This window comes from Cupriavidus sp. 01L45 (assembly GCF_056399885.1).
The window spans coordinates 1-14,999 of the sequence record NZ_JBFTSG010000064.1 but is presented as its reverse complement, the minus strand read 5'-3'; the positions used below and the strand labels follow the sequence as shown (position 1 = coordinate 14,999).

15 protein-coding genes are annotated in these 14,999 nt (G+C 63.3%); 6 read left to right on the top strand and 9 right to left on the bottom strand.

The features are described 5' to 3' along the window. Positions 1–2: 2 nt before the first annotated feature. From AC1DT6_RS33585 to AC1DT6_RS33565, 5 genes are all read right to left on the bottom strand, one after another. On the bottom strand, positions 3–1,397 hold the full coding sequence (locus tag AC1DT6_RS33585; RefSeq protein WP_477115278.1) for a 3-isopropylmalate dehydratase large subunit: 1,395 nt from the start codon (positions 1,395–1,397) through the stop codon (positions 3–5). Between the two features lie 19 nt (positions 1,398–1,416). Then, positions 1,417–2,622: a CaiB/BaiF CoA transferase family protein gene (locus AC1DT6_RS33580; RefSeq protein ID WP_477115277.1), complete on the bottom strand. Its 1,206-nt coding sequence runs from the start codon at positions 2,620–2,622 to the stop codon at positions 1,417–1,419. Then, positions 2,622–3,413, bottom strand: coding sequence for a citryl-CoA lyase (locus AC1DT6_RS33575; protein WP_477115276.1), 792 nt, complete (start codon positions 3,411–3,413; stop codon positions 2,622–2,624). The genes AC1DT6_RS33580 and AC1DT6_RS33575 overlap by 1 nt, the downstream gene beginning before the upstream one ends. A gap of 46 nt (positions 3,414–3,459) precedes the next feature. Next, the gene (locus tag AC1DT6_RS33570; protein WP_477115275.1) at positions 3,460–4,809 is read right to left on the bottom strand and encodes an MFS transporter; all 1,350 of its coding nucleotides are present in this window, start codon (positions 4,807–4,809) and stop codon (positions 3,460–3,462) included. A 240-nt stretch (positions 4,810–5,049) separates the two neighbouring features. Continuing rightward, on the bottom strand, positions 5,050–6,204 hold the full coding sequence (locus AC1DT6_RS33565; protein ID WP_477115274.1) for a porin: 1,155 nt from the start codon (positions 6,202–6,204) through the stop codon (positions 5,050–5,052). Between the two features lie 205 nt (positions 6,205–6,409). Between AC1DT6_RS33565 and AC1DT6_RS33560 the strand changes: the two genes are divergently transcribed. Together AC1DT6_RS33560 and mdeB are read left to right on the top strand one after the other, a co-directional pair. Beyond that, entirely contained in the window at positions 6,410–7,081 is a 672-nt protein-coding gene (locus AC1DT6_RS33560; RefSeq protein WP_477115273.1) for a GntR family transcriptional regulator, read from the top strand. 267 nt (positions 7,082–7,348) lie between these two features. Next, the gene (gene mdeB, locus AC1DT6_RS33555; RefSeq protein ID WP_477115272.1) at positions 7,349–10,045 is read left to right on the top strand and encodes an alpha-ketoglutarate dehydrogenase; all 2,697 of its coding nucleotides are present in this window, start codon (positions 7,349–7,351) and stop codon (positions 10,043–10,045) included. A 550-nt stretch (positions 10,046–10,595) separates the two neighbouring features. Here the strand turns inward: mdeB and AC1DT6_RS33550 are convergent. From AC1DT6_RS33550 to AC1DT6_RS33540, 3 genes are all read right to left on the bottom strand, one after another. Continuing rightward, positions 10,596–11,651 (bottom strand): IS110 family RNA-guided transposase, encoded by a 1,056-nt coding sequence (locus AC1DT6_RS33550; protein WP_477115271.1) that lies wholly within the window; start codon positions 11,649–11,651, stop codon positions 10,596–10,598. Next, a complete protein-coding gene (locus AC1DT6_RS33545; RefSeq protein WP_477115270.1) occupies positions 11,552–11,944 on the bottom strand; it encodes a hypothetical protein in 393 nt (130 codons plus the stop codon). The genes AC1DT6_RS33550 and AC1DT6_RS33545 overlap by 100 nt, the downstream gene beginning before the upstream one ends. A 168-nt stretch (positions 11,945–12,112) precedes the next feature. Further along, complete coding sequence (locus AC1DT6_RS33540; protein ID WP_477115269.1) at positions 12,113–12,631, bottom strand: transposase; 519 nt, start codon at positions 12,629–12,631, stop codon at positions 12,113–12,115. A 348-nt stretch (positions 12,632–12,979) separates the two neighbouring features. On the opposite strand from AC1DT6_RS33540, the gene AC1DT6_RS33535 reads away from it, so the two are divergent. The 4 genes from AC1DT6_RS33535 (at position 12,980) to AC1DT6_RS33520 (ending at position 14,805) form a co-directional block, all read left to right on the top strand. After that, on the top strand, positions 12,980–13,555 hold the full coding sequence (locus tag AC1DT6_RS33535) for a hypothetical protein (protein WP_477104774.1): 576 nt from the start codon (positions 12,980–12,982) through the stop codon (positions 13,553–13,555). Between the two features lie 106 nt (positions 13,556–13,661). Further along, positions 13,662–13,865 carry a CsbD family protein gene (locus AC1DT6_RS33530; RefSeq protein ID WP_477104775.1) on the top strand — a complete coding sequence of 68 codons (204 nt, stop codon included), beginning with the start codon at positions 13,662–13,664 and terminating at the stop codon, positions 13,863–13,865. Positions 13,866–14,165: 300 nt separating this feature from the next. Further along, the gene (locus AC1DT6_RS33525; RefSeq protein WP_477104776.1) at positions 14,166–14,333 is read left to right on the top strand and encodes a DUF1328 domain-containing protein; all 168 of its coding nucleotides are present in this window, start codon (positions 14,166–14,168) and stop codon (positions 14,331–14,333) included. Positions 14,334–14,370: 37 nt separating this feature from the next. Next, the gene (locus AC1DT6_RS33520; protein ID WP_477115268.1) at positions 14,371–14,805 is read left to right on the top strand and encodes a glycine zipper domain-containing protein; all 435 of its coding nucleotides are present in this window, start codon (positions 14,371–14,373) and stop codon (positions 14,803–14,805) included. A gap of 46 nt (positions 14,806–14,851) precedes the next feature. On the opposite strand, the gene AC1DT6_RS33515 is transcribed toward AC1DT6_RS33520, so the two are convergent. Then, positions 14,852–14,999 (bottom strand): IS4 family transposase (locus tag AC1DT6_RS33515; protein ID WP_477115312.1); only part of this gene is annotated, 148 nt, incomplete at its 5' end.

Here is a 14,999-nt window from a genome sequence, read left to right as displayed (position 1 = left end):
GTTCACATAATGCCGAAAAGCTGGCGTGCGTCGACGATTTCGCCCGCGATTGCCGCAGCGGCCACCATGACCGGCGACATCAGCATCGTGCGCCCCTCGGGCGAACCCTGCCGACCGCGGAAATTCCGGTTGGACGACGAGGCGCATCGCTCCTGGCCGCTGAGGCGGTCAGCATTCATGCCGCAGCACAACGAGCAGCCGGCATCGCGCACTTCAAAGCCAGCGTCGGTGAAGATACGGTCGATGCCGCTGGCAACCAGCGCATCATGCACCGCGCGCGAGCCCGGCACAACTAACGCCTTCACGTGTCCCGCGACGCGATATGCGCCGCGTTGCAGTTGGTTGGCGACGGCTTCGAAGTCGGACAGCCGGCCATTGGTGCAGGAGCCGATAAACGCCACGTCAATGCGGGTGCCGGCAATGTGCTGTCCCGACTCAAGTCCCATGAAACGGAGCGTCTCGGCTACGACTGGCGACGCGACGGGAATCCGCTCGTGCACGGCTACCGCCTGATCCGGCGAAGTGCCCCATGTGACCATCGGGCCGATCTGGTTCGCGTGCACCGTGACCCTATCGTCATAGCGTGCGTCCGGATCCGACCGGAATGTGTGCCAGCGCTCCGTGGCCTGCGTGAAGTGTTCGTCGTCGGGCGCATGCGCGCGACCTTGCAGGTAGCCATAGGTGGTGGCATCGGGATTGACGTATCCGCACCGCGCACCACCCTCGATCGCCATATTGCAAAGCGTCATGCGCTCTTCCATCGAAAAGCGCTCCACGACGTCGCCGCCGAATTCATAGGCGTAGCCCACGCCGCCCTTGGCACCGAGAAGCGCGATCACGAACAGGGCCACGTCCTTCGCGTGAACGCCTGGCGCAAGCTGGCCGGCGATGTCGATGCGGCGCACCCGTAGTTTCTCGCACAGCATGGTCTGGCTGGCAAGCACGTCGCGCACCTGGGTGGTGCCGATGCCGAATGCCACGGCGCCAAATGCGCCGTAGGTCGAGGTATGGCTGTCGCCGCAGACCACCACCATGCCAGGATGGATCAGCCCGCGCTCCGGCGCGATCACGTGGATGATGCCGTGTTCGCCCTGGCGCGGATCAAAGTAGCGGATGCCGGATGCCACGGCATTGCTGCGCATGGTGGCGATCTGCAGTGTGCTGGTCTCGTCATCGACGGCCTCGGGGTCACCCAGGGTCGAGGTGGTATGGTCGGACGTGGAGAAGGTGCGCTCCGGATATGCCACCTTCAGACCCCTTTCGCGCAGCGTCGCAAACGCCTGCGGACTGGAGACTTCGTTGAGCATGTGGCGGTCCACCACGATCTGGTATTGGCCGGGCGCGAGCTCGCGCAGCGCGTGGCTGTCGAACACCTTTTCATAGAGCGTCTTTCCCATCGTCCGTTCCCCGTTCCCCTCAGCCTTGCGCGCCGCCGGCCTGCGACCGGTGATGATCGAGCACCGTGCTGGAGGCGATCAGTTTCTCGATGCGTGCCTCTTCGATACCGGCCTCGCGCAGGATCTCGATCGAATGCTCCCCGAAGGCCGGTGGCACGCGGAAGCCGCTGGCATTGTCGCCGTCGTAGCGGATGGCGCGATTGGCGGCGCGCACCGGTCCGTACTCAGGATGGTCCAACTGGTAGAAGATGTCGAGATGACGCACCTGCTCGTTGTCTTCCAACTCGTCTAGCCGCAGTTCCGGCGCTGCCGGTACGTCGTGCGCTTGCAGGCGAGCCATCCAGGCGTCGCGGTCGGCGGTGGCAAAGACGGCGCTGAGCTCGGCCGCAATGGCGTCATAGCCATGCACGCGGCTCTGGCGGTCCGGGTACGCCTGTGCCAGGTCCGGGCGCTCGATCGCGCCGAGCAGGCTTTGCCAGAATTTTTCCGGCGACGACAGGTGCAGCCCGATACGGCGTCCGCACTTGCAGGTGACCAGATACGACTGCGACTTCGAGGCGCGGCTGAAGAACTCTGGCGCGCTGCCATAGGCCGACAGCTGCCCGAGCGGTTCGGTGGCCAGCGCGATCATCGCTTCCAGCATCGAGACCTCTACCTTCCTGCCGCGTCCCGTGCTGGCGCGCTCGACCAGCGCGCCGAGAATGCCGATGCAGGCGTAGACGCCGGAGATGGTGTCCGAGACCGGCGGACCGGGCACGCGTGAGTCGGTGCCGCGATGGAACATCGACATCCAGCCGGACAGTGCCTGCCCGACATTGTCGAAGGCCGGGCGATGCGCGTAGGGGCCGTCTGCGCCGAAGCCCGTGATCGAGCAATGCACGAGCCGCGGATTGATCTGGTGCAGGTGCCCGGCGTCCAGGCCCAGCTTGCCTTCGCTGCCGGGGCGCATGTTCAGCAGCAGCACATCCGCGTCCCGCAGCAGCTCCTGCAGCACCTCCCGGCCGTCGGGCGAGGCGAAGTCGAGCACCAGTGAGCGCTTGTTGCGGTTGTGCGACTGGAAGTGGCCAGCGTACAGGCCGCCGTCGAAGGTACGGAACGGGTCGACTACCTTGGGCGATTCGACCTTGATCACCTCGGCGCCGAGTTCGCCCAGCAACTGGGCCGCAAGCGGTGCGGTGATGAAACGGCCGATCTCGATGACGCGGATATTCTGCAGGACTTTCATTACGACTCCTTCGGTACAAGGTGCGACGAGGTCTCTTCCTCGGTGCGCACCCACAACGCATTGGCGATGGGGTTCTCGATCTCCTCGGCCAGATGGCCGAGCAGGCCGACGGCGCGGCTCACCACAGCCAGGCCGCGACACAGCTTCCAGGACAGGCCAAGCTCGGATGCGATGGCGCCGATTGCGCCGGTGGCGTTCACGGGCAGTTGCCCCGGCTTGCCGAAAGCGCGCTCGGCTTCAACCGAGATCGCTTTCATCAGCGCGACGTAAGGCCCGGCCAGACCGTTTTCCGCGGCGATGGCAAAGAGCGCCACGGCGCGCGGGTCGACCGGCTTGTGTACGGGATGGCCGATGCCGGGCACCGGCAGGCGCCTTTGCCGATGGTCGTGGACGATGCGCGCAGCGGTCTCTTCCACGTCGTAGCTTTTCGCGGTGCGCAGCGGATGCACCGCCTGCAGCAGCCGGGCGGCGCCTTCGGCCGTGCCGGCGAAGGTCGTGCCCATGCCGCACAGGCCGGCCGCGATGGCGGCCTGCATCGACTCAGGCGCCCCCAGATAGGTCAGGCGGGCCACCATCGCGGAAGGCGTCATGCCGTGCTCCACCAGCACCGCGAGAATGGCGTTGAAGACAGTTGATTCGGCGGCGCCTGGCTTTCTGCCCGTCACTTCGAGGAAGGCGAAGTCACCCAGCGCGATCTTGCCCAGCACGTCCTGGCAGAGATCCAGGCCGCGCACCGTGATGCGGTCGGCCGTGCTCCAGCCCATGTCCGATCGCAGTTCTTGTTTTTCCATCGTCTTGCTCCAGTTGAATATGTTGGCCCGCCAGGGGCGCTGCCGTTCAGGGAAGGGGCGCGTCGGTCGACACGATGGCGCGCGGCAGCAGCAGGATCAGCAGGCAACACAGCAGCAGGCATGCGCCGAGCACATAGGTGCCGCTGTTGACGCTGCCCGTGATGTTCTTGGCGACATTGGTGACCATGGCGCCGGTGATGCCGGCCAGGCTGCCGACCGAATTGATCATGGCCAGCCCCGCGGCGGCGGCGGCGCCGGTGAGGGCGCGCCCCGAGAAAATCCAGAAGAGCGGCGCCATGCCCAGGATGCCGGCCGCCGCCACGGAGATCAGCAGCAGCGACAGTTCCAGCTGGCTGGCGCAGGCGGCGCTCAGGATCAGGGCAATGCCGGCGCAGCCCGCCGGAATGGCGGCGTGCAGGCGGCGCTCGCCGGTCCGGTTCGAGTGCATGGCATTGGCCACGATGAACGCGCCTGCCACCACGTAGGGCACCGCGGACAGCAGACCGATGTGATAGGCGTTCTGGAGCCCGGTGGCCTGGATGATGGAGGGCAGCCAGAACGAGAGGCCGTAGAAGCCGGTGTTCATGGTCAACAGGATCGCGCACAGCAGCCAGATTACGGGGCTCTTCAGGGCCGCGCCGAAATTGTGGGTCTTGTGCGCGTTATCCGTGGCGAGGTTGCGCTTGATCAGCGCCTTCTCATCGGCGTTCAGCCAGCGCGCCTTGTCGACCGAGTCCGTCAGGCGGGCCAGCACCACGACCCCGAGGATCACGGCGGGCAGGCCTTCGACCAGCAGCATCCATTGCCAGCCGCGATGGCCGAACGCGTCATTCATGTTCTGCAGTACCCAGCCCGATACCGGCCCGCCGATGCAAAGGCTCAGCGGCAGCGCGAACATGAAACCGGCCAGCACGCGATTCTGCTTGTGCGAGGGGAACCACTGGTTCAGGTAGAGCACCACGCCCGGGAAGAAGCCGGCTTCGCATACGCCCAGCAGGAAACGCAGCACATAGAACATGTTTGCCGAGCTGGTGTGAAACACGGCGGCCAGCGGCTCGATGTACATCATCGAAATCGAGACGCAACCCCAGCTAATCATGATGCGCGAGATCCAGCGGCGCGCGCCGACCCGGTGCAGGATCAGGTTGCTCGGCATTTCAAAGAGCACATAGCCCCAGAAGAGCATGCTCGCCGCAAGCGCGTAGACGTTGTCGCTCAGGTTCAGGTCGCCAAGCATCTGCAGCTTGGCGAACCCGATATTGACGCGATCGAGGTATGAGATCACGTAGCAGACAAAGAACAGCGGCACTGTCCGCCAGAACACCTTGTCATAGGYRCTCTTTTCAAGATCGGGCACCGCAGCCTCGATCGGGGTTTGCTGAATGCTTGCGCTCATTACTGTCTCCATTCATTTTTGTCGGGATGCATGGGCATCGCGCACCGCCGCTCATCGGATGTGCTTCAAGCTGCCAGACTTTAGTCGGCCCCCGAGCATCACGTCATTGATCGACCAATTTGTAGGACAATAGTGTGGATGGTCATGCCGTGCCAATGAGGGTTAGCCCGGATCAGGGTTGTGAAAGTGCCGAAATCGGCAGGTCTGGGCGATGGCGGGCGGGGGTAGCCGCTCCGGATTTCAGAAATCGTGGGAAAGGCCGAGGTTGAAGGCGCGGCGCGCGTTGCCATTCACGGAAAGTGCGTCGCCGATGGTGTATGAGGCGCCATTGTGATTTGTAATGGCGCCGTAAGCGGAATAAAGGTAGGTGCGTTTCGAGAAATGATATTTATAACCTACAGCGAACTGGCCGGCGTTGCGATTCGAGCCAGGCCCGCTGCGCATGTCCCGGTTATAGATATAGCTGAGCAGGAACTGATGGCGGCCAAGCGGAACAGAAACGCCAGCCAGGAAGCTGTTGTAGCTGGTAAAGACCCGATCTGCGCCAAGCACCGCCGAGCCGGGCGCATTCTCGGCGCTGGCGCGCTGGATCTGGATGTCGCTGTACAGGGTCGCAATGCCAGCGTCGTAATTGGCTGCCAGCGTGGTGGTCCTGCTGGCGGCGGTGGCACTGGCGTTGCTGGCATTGTAGAAAGCCAGCCCGACATTCAGCCGGGATGCCTGGTAGATCAGGTTGGCGCTGTACTGGCGGCCCTTTGCGCTATCGCCGGGGACTTCCCCGAAAGCGTACATGGCGGAAGCCGTCAGGCCGCCAAATGCCGGCGTCAGATAGATCAGCGAATTGTTGGCGCGCCCGCTGGTGTTCTGCATATTGGCCATGTTGCCGGCCATTCCCTGGAAGAACGGGTCGGCCAGCGTGGTCACCAGGAACGCCGGCGTGTACTGGCGGCCCATGGTCAGCGTGCCGGCGTTGCTGGCGAGCCCGACAAAAGCCTGCCGGCCGAACATCGGCCCCGCGGGATACTGGTTGAGCACCTGCGCACCCTGGGATGACACGCCGGTGTCGACATAGAACCCCATTTCCGCCGCAAATATGGCCTTCAGGTTGTTGCCGAGGTTTTCGCTGCCTCGGAAGCCAAGGCGCGAGCCGCGCGCAACCCCGCCTTGCAATGCACTCTTTACTACTGGCCCAGAGGAAGTGCCGTTCGCATTATTGACCGACCCGCTCTGGTAGACATAACCGGCATCGAGTACTCCATAAATATTAACGCTCCCTCCTAGGGCCCCCGCTTCTGTCTGCGCCGTTGCATTGGCGGCGGCGCCGCCGAGTCCGGTCGCCAGGATGCCGATTAATCCCGCGCGCCGTGCACGCTTGTATTGCGGATGCCGTTTCAATCTTGTTACCTCCGGGTTGGCGAGCAGCCGTCGAAGCCGGTTGCCCAGTAGTTGGATGAGACAGAAAGGTGGGGGGCGGTGAGATTGTCAAAGTATTTCAGGTGTCTTTTTAAGCGCTTTTTTATTATTTAAACCTACGATATTGTAGGACAATAGTGTACGAGGCGGTGAGGTACAATCAGGGTAATCGCGAGGAGCCACAGACATGACGAACCCATCCGCCCCACCACGCAGCACGCTCGAATATGTCGTCGAGAGCCTGAGGCAGGCCATCCTGAGCGGGCGCCTCGTCCCGGGGCAGCGCCTGGTCGAGGCTGACCTGACGCGCGAGCTTGGCGTGAGTCGCGGTCCCGTGCGCGAGTCTTTCCGCCGGCTATCCGCTGAAGGTCTGGTGGAGAGCGTTCCGAACCAGACCGCCATGGTCAGGCGCTACTCTCACACTGAAATGCTGGAGTTGTTCGAGGTGCGCGCGGAGCTTGAAGCGCTGGCGGCGCGCCGCGCGGCCGCCCGCATGAACGAGGCATGCGTGCGCGAACGTTTCATGCAGGCGACCCAGCCGATCTGGGAAGACCACCATGCAATGACTCCGGCTGCCTATTTCGAAGAGAACAGGCGCTTTCACCAGGCCATTGCCGACGAATGCGGAAATGCAAAACTCATTGATTTCATCGGGCGGCTGCAGTTGCCGATGATCATGTTCCAGCTTGGCAATGCCATTCACGGTGAAGCGCAGCAGGAGTCGGTCAACGAGCACCGCCTCATTGCCCAGGCCATCATGAGTGGCGATGCCGGCAAATCCGCACAATTGATCCGCGAGCACCTCACGCGCGCCAGCGAATTCGTGGATCGCATGCCAGCCGATACGTTCAGGCCCTGAACCAGGCGCCCCCGATGGCGACCCCATCGGTAACGCAGCGCACTCCCCCCACCTTCTCCGGAGCCTCGCCCCGCCGGGCGAGCGCCGCCGTTTCCGCCGCGCCCCGGCACGACATGCGGGCAGGCGTTGAACCGGCGGCATCGTTGCTCGCGGATCATGTCTGCGATAGTGGCTTATGCCGAAATCCGCGCAGCCCGTTCGCCAACTCGGCATCTCATGCTGCGGACCCTTCCATAGAATGAGGAAAAGCTTATCGGAGACACACCCATGACCAACCTCGCCACTCCCCACGCCCGTTTGCTCGCGCATGTCGCGGGTCACGGCGACGAAGACCCGCAGGAAACGCGGGAATGGCTCGACGCACTGGAAGCCGTCGTGGCGCAATGCGGACAGGAGCGTGCGCGCTACCTGCTGGGCAGGCTGCTCGATGCCGCGCCGGCACTGGGGGTGTCCACCACGGCGCAGAGCAATACGCCGTATCAGAACACCATTCCGGTCGAGCGGCAGCTGCCTTATCCCGGCGACCTGGCCATGGAGGAGCGCATTACCGCCATCGTGCGCTGGAACGCACTGGCAATGGTGGTGCGCGCCAACAAGGCCTACGGCGAGCTGGGCGGTCATATCTCCAGCTATGCGTCCGCGGCGGATCTGTTCGAGGTCGGCTTCAATCACTTCTTCCGTGGCGCGGCGGCCGCCAACGGCGGTGACCTGGTTTACTTCCAGCCGCACTCGGCGCCCGGCGTGTACGCGCGCGCCTTCCTGGAAGGCCGGCTGTCCGAAGCGCAACTCGACAACTTCCGCCGCGAGTCCGAAGGCAAGGGCTTGTGTTCTTATCCGCATCCGTGGCTGATGCCGGATTTCTGGCAGTTCCCAACCGGCTCCATGGGCCTGGGCCCGATCCAGTCGGTGTACCAGGCCCGCTTCATGCGCTACCTGGAACATCGCGGCCTGCAGGCAACCTCCGAGCGCCACGTCTGGGGCGTGTTCGGCGACGGCGAAATGGACGAGCCGGAATCGATCGCAGCCCTGCCACTGGCAGCACGCGAAAAGCTCGATAACCTGACCTTCGTCATCAACTGCAACCTGCAGCGCCTGGACGGGCCGGTGCGCGGCAACGGCCAGATCGTGCAGGAGCTGGAGGCGTTGTTCCGCGGCGCAGGCTGGAACGTCATCAAGGTGCTGTGGGGCAGTGCATGGGACCCGATCTTCGCGCGCGACCACTCTGGCGCGCTGCTGCGCGCCTTTGCCGCCACCAAGGACGGCCAGTTTCAGACCTACAAGGCTAAGGACGGGCACTACGGGCGCGCTCACTTCTTCGGCCAGAACGAAGAACTGAAGGCGCTGGTTGCCCACATGACGCCGGAGGAAGTGGCGGCGCTTAACCGCGGCGGCCACGATCTGCGCAAGCTGCACGCCGCCTTTGCCGCCGCGCGCGAGCACAAGGGGCAGCCCACTGTGATCCTGGCCAAGACCGTCAAGGGCTATGGCATGGGCGATGCCGGACAGGCGCAGAACACCACCCACCAGCAGAAGAAGCTGGATATCGAGGCGCTGAAGGCTTTCCGCAGCCGCTTCGGCTTGGACCTGTCCGACCAGGACCTGGAATCCATGCGCTTCTATCGCCCGGCCGAGGATAGCGCCGAGCTGCGCTATCTGCGCGAGCGCCGCCAAGCCCTGGGTGGCTACCTGCCGGTGCGCCGGCGCCAGGCCGATATCGTGCCGGTGCCGCCGCTGGCGCAGTACGGCCAGTTCGCCGTGGACGCCGGCCAGAAGGAAATGTCGACCACCATGGCGATGGTGCGCATGCTGACCGGCCTGCTCAAGGACAAGACGCTCGGCCCGCGCGTGGTGCCCATTGTCGCCGACGAGGCGCGCACCTTCGGCATGGCCAGCCTGTTCCGCCAGGTCGGCATCTATTCGTCGCAGGGCCAGCTGTACGAGCCCGAGGACGCCGGCTCGATGCTGTACTACCGCGAGGACGTCAACGGCCAGATCCTGGAAGAGGGCATCACCGAGGCCGGGGCGATGTCGTCGTGGATTGCCGCTGGCACTGCCTACAGCACCCATGGCACGGCCATGCTGCCGCTCTACATCTATTACTCGATGTTCGGCTTCCAGCGCATCGGCGACCTGGTCTGGGCCGCCGGCGACCAGCGTGCGCGCGGCTTCCTGGTCGGCGCCACGGCCGGACGCACCACGCTGTCGGGCGAAGGGCTGCAGCACCAGGACGGCACCAGCCACATCATTGCCGCCACCATCCCGAACTGCCGCGCCTATGACCCGGCCTATGCCTATGAACTGGCGGTGATCGTCGGCGAGGGCATGCGCGCGATGATGGAGCGCCAAGAGGACGTGTTCTATTACCTGACGGTGATGAACGAGAACTACGCCCAGCCGTCGATGCCGGCCGGCGTGGAGCGCGACATCCTGCGCGGCATGTACCGGCTTGCGCAAATGGACGGAGGCGGGCGTGCCAAGGTGCGGCTGCTTGGCAGCGGCACCATCCTGCGCGAGGTGGAGGCCGCGGCGCGGATGCTGGCCGAGGACTGGCAGGTCGACAGCGAGGTGTTCAGCGTGACCAGTTTTTCCGAGTTGGAGCGCGAGGCGCGCGAGACCGCGCGCCAGCGCCTGCACCATCCGCAGGACAACATCGCCCCCAGCCATGTCGAAGCGCTGTTGGCCGGCGACACCCCGGTGGTGGCAGCCACCGACTACGTGCGCGCCTATCCCCAGCTGATTGCGCCCTACGTGCCGGCACCGTTCACTGTGCTGGGCACGGACGGCTACGGGCGCAGTGACAACCGTCCATCCCTGCGCCGTTTCTTCGAGGTCGATCGCGCGTATGTCTGCGTGGCCGCGCTGCGGGCACTTGCGGCACAAGGTACGGTGTCCGCCGCGATGGTTGCGCAGGCGCTGGTGCGATACGGCATCGACGCCGACAAGCCTGCCCCGTTCCTGCTCTGAAATTGCGCCACCATGCGGATCTCTGAGTTCAACCAACGTCCTTAATATTGGGGGCGTCAAGGAGGCAGGGTTGGTCGAACTCAAGGTGTGCTCCGGCGACAAGAAGGGACCGACCAGCCAGCCTCCACACCGGAGGCGGTGTCCGGGATGGCAGATTACGCAGGAATTCGATCAATCTCCTGGAGATTCTCCGCCCGCTGGTCCGGTTCCCATGGGGGGCCAGGTAGCGGCCTTCGTCGAGCAACGTGGCGTGTATCGCCGCCGGCGCGGTGTCGGCGAAGCGCTCGCTGTTAAGGGTGTCCAGCAGCACCTGATTTTCCAGGGCGTCCAGAGCCAACGGTGGCCGGGGCCGGGCAGTGGATCGTGGCAGTGGACCGATGAAGGCCATGCGACGCAGGTGGGCCCGCTGCCAGGCAGGCGTGCCGCGCGGCACGCCCAGCGCATGGCAGGCCGCGCTCGCGCCCAGGGCCGGAGTGAGCTCTTGCACAGCCGCCATTACGGCTTGTCGGTGTCGTCGTCGATCGGATTGCCCAGCAAGGCTGCAAGTTTCCTAAGAAACACCAACCTCCGCCGGCTGCAACGTGAAGCCAAAATGCGCTGCACCACGTTGAAGCTGCTTGATGACGCGCTCCTTGTACCTGAGCTCGTACTGGTCGGTGCCTGGATCCTGGTACCGCATGCCAAAGCGCATGGCGCGGTAGAAGAGGATGGCGATCTTGCGCGCCGTGCCGGTCAGCGCCTTGGCCCTGCCGACGCGCGCGGCCAGTCGTCGGTAGAAGGCTCCCAGCGCAGTATCGGTTCGCCCAACCGTGATCGCGACCAGCCGAAGGCGAGCCGCGACGCGGTTACTGCTCTTGCGAGTGTGCGATGAGAGCACCTTGCCGCCGCTGATCTTGCAGCCCGGCGACAGCGTCAGCCAAGATGTGAAGTGCTTTTCGGTGGGCCAGCGGCTCAGATCCGTGCCGCATTCGGCCACCATTTCCAGTGCCASGCTGGGTCCAATCCCATGGATCTGCGTGAGATCCACACCTGGGAGTGGATGCAACAGCGCACGAGTGTCGAAGTTCACCGAATTGGCTTGCCGAGTGCGACCTCGCGCATTAGCCAACGGCTCCTGCGGCTGCGCTTTGTCGGCGATCAGTGCCGTCAGGGCTTGCTCAGCCTGCGCATCACATTCCTGTATTCGGGCCTGGTACGAGTCGTATAACAGCAGACCCCGGGTCAGCGCGACGACATGCTCGGGCTGATAGTTCCCCACCAGGGCCGCCCGGATCGTCTCGGGACTTTCCTTGCACCGCACGTCGCGCATGGCAGCAAGGACCGAGGGATCGCGCTCACCCCCGACGATCGCGCGGATGATCTTCATCCCGGTCACGCCTGTGATATCGCTGACGACGTGGTGCAACTGCAAATTCATAAAGGTCAGCGCCTTCTGCATGTGCTGGATATGGGCGGCTGCGTATTCCACATGACGCTCACGTACCCGCATGTAGGCACGAAGCGCGGCTATGTCGCGCCCAGGCCGGAAGCTGGCCCGTAGCAAACCACACGCGTGCAGCTGCTGTAGCCACAGCGCATCGTTGACGTCGCTCTTTCGGCCAGGCACCGCGTTGCATTCCCGGGCGTTGCCAGAATGACTTGGAGACCGCGGTCTTCAAGCACTTCGTAGACGGGCACCCAGTACACGCCCGTCGACTCCATGGCCACGGTCTTGATGCCCAGCGAAACGAGCCAGACCGCCATGCGGTTGATGTCCGCCGTAAATGCCTGGAACGTCTGAACTGGTTCGTCGCACATCTCAGGCGGCACTGCGACGACTTGAATCCGCGCGCCTATATCGATCGCCGCCGCCCGCGCGTTGATGACCGGCATTCCCATCACCTTCGATCCCTTCGACATGATCACCTCCATTCGGTTGAATACGTCGGACGGGGACTCGGATCTGATCACTTTCCTAAACGGGGTCACGCGTGGTGCCACCACAATTGGGTCCGCAGCTTCCCCTGGGCCAGTTTTTTTTAGGGGACTTGAGCCTCCAAAAACTTGACGGCCACTGTTCCGCCGCGCTCACAGTGTAGGCAAAGGCGTGTTTCTTTCCACAGGGCCGAGGAAGCGCCGCGAAAGCAGTTCTTTTAGGACGTCGATCACCAGCAGGGCCTTGTCGAGTCGGCTCCTGAGGTGATCGCGCTCGCGTGTGAGCTGCGCGATGTGCCGCGCCTCGGCCCGATTCTCGTCGAATTTGGGTCCGCGCTTTTGTGGGGCAAGGGCAGCCAGTTCGACAGCCTCGCGCTGGCGCCGCCATGTGCTCAAGGACGACGAGTACACGCCTTCACGGCCCATCAGCGCGCCGATCCCTCCGGGCTTGGTGCAGCGGTCAGCCGCCTCCAGTATGCGGCGCTTGTCGGCGTTGGAAAATTGCCTGCGTCGAGCGCGGGCAACGACCTCTGARTCGGTGCCGGACGCTGACGCTAGCGTCGCCGATCCGGGCRCMTCTTCAGTCGCCCTACGGGCTCCTTGCGTTGCGCCCGGATCGGACACATTCTTGACGGCRGCCATCGTTGCCTTGGATGAGTTGTTGACGGTCATACCTACCTCGTTGCTCACTAATCTATCAGGGATAGGTGACGCACGTCATATTGGCACGGGGGGGCTGGTCGTTATAGCCATAGCAGCCACGGTCCATAGTCTCGAAAGCTTGATGCACGACAACTCTCAAGGCCACTCCTCAAATATAGTGAGTTAACCGTCAGCGCTTGGAAGTCAAAGACCACTTGCCAGATTTTCGCTCTTGGACTTCCACGCCCTGTGGAGTCCCTAGTATGACCGAGCGCGCGTCAGGAAGCGATATGTTGGCTATATGAGGTGAGCAGCAACGCATCACACGCCAGTGATGCGCAAGCCGCAAGCAGGCTCGCTACTTGAGAGGAGTTGACAATGATCAGGAAGTTTCTATCGGCAGCGATTTACGCGATGGTGTTCGCCGCACCGGCAGGCATTGCGCTGGCTACACCCGCCGCGGGATCGAAAGCAGAATACGACGCCGCAACGAAGCAGGCAAACGCCGACTATAGGGTGGCTAGTGACAAATGCGCCGGACTGAAAGCCAATGCCAAGGATATTTGCCAGGCCGAGGCAAAGCGTGATCGCGACGTGGCTAAGGCGGAAGCTGAGGTGAAGCGCGAGGGCACAGAGAAAGCACAGGCTCACGCACATAAGGTCAAAGCCGACCGGGACTACGATGTCGCAAAGGAGATGTGCGACGACAAGACGGGCAACGCGAAGGACGTGTGCGTGAAGGAAGCTAAGGCTGCGCATGAGAAGGCGCTAGGCGCCATCAAGATAGAAAAGGCGAAAGAGAGTGCCGGCGCTGATGTCTCCGAGGCCCGCCGCGAGGCCAAGAAGGACACCATGGACGCTAACTATGAGGCCGACAAGCAAAAGTGCGACGCAATGTCCGGCGGCGCCAAGGACAAATGCATCTCGGACACGAAGGCGAAGTACGGAAAGTAGTAGTTGGAGTAGTTGGCTAGGTGCGCGGCGCATGCTGTCGCCGCTTGTTGGAGGTGAGCGGGTCCGGCCGCGGACTCACCATCAGGAATCCGAAAAGGAGTTGACCATGAATTGGGATCAGATCGAAGGCAAGTGGGAGCAAGCAAAAGGCAAGGTCAAGGAGAAGTGGGGAAAACTGACCGACGATGACCTTACCCGGGTCCAAGGCAAGCGCGATCAACTCGCCGGAAGAATCCAGGAGCGCTATGGCTTCACGAAGGAACAGGTTGAGGAAGAGATGAAGGCCTGGGAGCGTGATAGCAAGCTGTAGGCGTAGTTCAATGGGCTGGTGCATCTCACTGAGTAGGGAGATTCTTGCGGCAGTTACGACAGGTGTTTCTCTTGGTAGCGAAATGCTTGTGCGCCGCAGCCCGTAAGTGCCAGCCCTCAGTTTAATCTTGGCGGGTACCCCGCGAGCGTGGATGGGGTGTTCGGACGGGCTGCCCGCCAGGTGCGATGGGATTGAGCGGGTCTCCGTTCCCGGGGATGAGGTGCTGTGCCAGCCACGCAATGCTGCCCGCGAGCAGCGCGGAGTGCCGTCTCCGCCGTGGTTTGAACAAGGGAGGACATCATGTTGTACTACGCGCTGGTTTTCTTCTTAATCGCCCTGGTTGCTGCGGTGTTCGGCTTTGGTGGCATCGCCGCAGGCGCTGTGGAAATCGCCAAGATCTTGTTCTTCATCTTTCTCGTGGTGGCGCTGGTGACCTTCGTGATGAGTCTGGTCCGCAAGGGCAGATGATGCCCGTCAATTTCGAAGCTAGTAAGGAGGCCACGTCATGCTGTTCCACCATTCAAGGGTTCCCAAGGCCGCGCTCAACCTCAGTGATAGCGTCGACAGTCCGGTAGGGGAAATCCAACGCGCTGTCCGAGACACGCGGCGGGCCGCTATCCAAGGGGCGACGCCACTGCTGGAGGAAGGCAAGGCGTTGATCGCGCAGTTGGAGCACCTCATCGAAGCGCGCGCCCGCGATGCTCCGGAAGAAGTGGCCAAGGCGGGAAGTCGCCTGCAGGACAGGGGACATGTCCTGAGCAGCGGCATTCGTGGAATGGCTCAGGATGGCGCGCATCGCGTCCGTGTGCGAGTGGATCATGYGGTGGAAGGCTTGCAGCAAGGTGTAGTCGAATCACCGCTGAAGACAGTCGGCATCGCCGTCGCTGTTGGCGTTCTGATCGGGCTCCTGGTGGCGAGCAGCGGCCGCCGGCGCGACTAAGCCGGTGTAAATCCGGCATCCGGTAGAGACACCTGAAGGCATGTGGTTATACACAATTGTCCCCATCATCGACGGCTCGTAAGCCTCGCAGTGTCTTCGCCGCGACATGAACTTCTTTCAGCCCCAGCCAAATCGTCTTCACGCCAGGCTCGCCATCACTCTTGCGGCCGAGGCCATCACTCTTGCGGCCGAGG

Excerpts from the sequence above, each read along its gene's own strand:
- AC1DT6_RS33575 (WP_477115276.1), bottom strand. The coding sequence starts at position 3,413 with ATGGAAAAACAAGAACTGCGATCGGACATGGGCTGGAGCACGGCCGAC.
- AC1DT6_RS33535 (WP_477104774.1), top strand. The coding sequence starts at position 12,980 with ATGATCAGGAAGTTTCTATCGGCAGCGATTTACGCGATGGTGTTCGCC.
- AC1DT6_RS33530 (WP_477104775.1), top strand. The coding sequence starts at position 13,662 with ATGAATTGGGATCAGATCGAAGGCAAGTGGGAGCAAGCAAAAGGCAAG.
- AC1DT6_RS33585 (WP_477115278.1), bottom strand. The coding sequence starts at position 1,397 with ATGGGAAAGACGCTCTATGAAAAGGTGTTCGACAGCCACGCGCTGCGC.
- AC1DT6_RS33580 (WP_477115277.1), bottom strand. The coding sequence starts at position 2,622 with ATGAAAGTCCTGCAGAATATCCGCGTCATCGAGATCGGCCGTTTCATC.
- AC1DT6_RS33525 (WP_477104776.1), top strand. The coding sequence starts at position 14,166 with ATGTTGTACTACGCGCTGGTTTTCTTCTTAATCGCCCTGGTTGCTGCG.
- AC1DT6_RS33545 (WP_477115270.1), bottom strand. The coding sequence starts at position 11,944 with ATGTCGAAGGGATCGAAGGTGATGGGAATGCCGGTCATCAACGCGCGG.
- AC1DT6_RS33560 (WP_477115273.1), top strand. The coding sequence starts at position 6,410 with ATGACGAACCCATCCGCCCCACCACGCAGCACGCTCGAATATGTCGTC.
- mdeB (WP_477115272.1), top strand. The coding sequence starts at position 7,349 with ATGACCAACCTCGCCACTCCCCACGCCCGTTTGCTCGCGCATGTCGCG.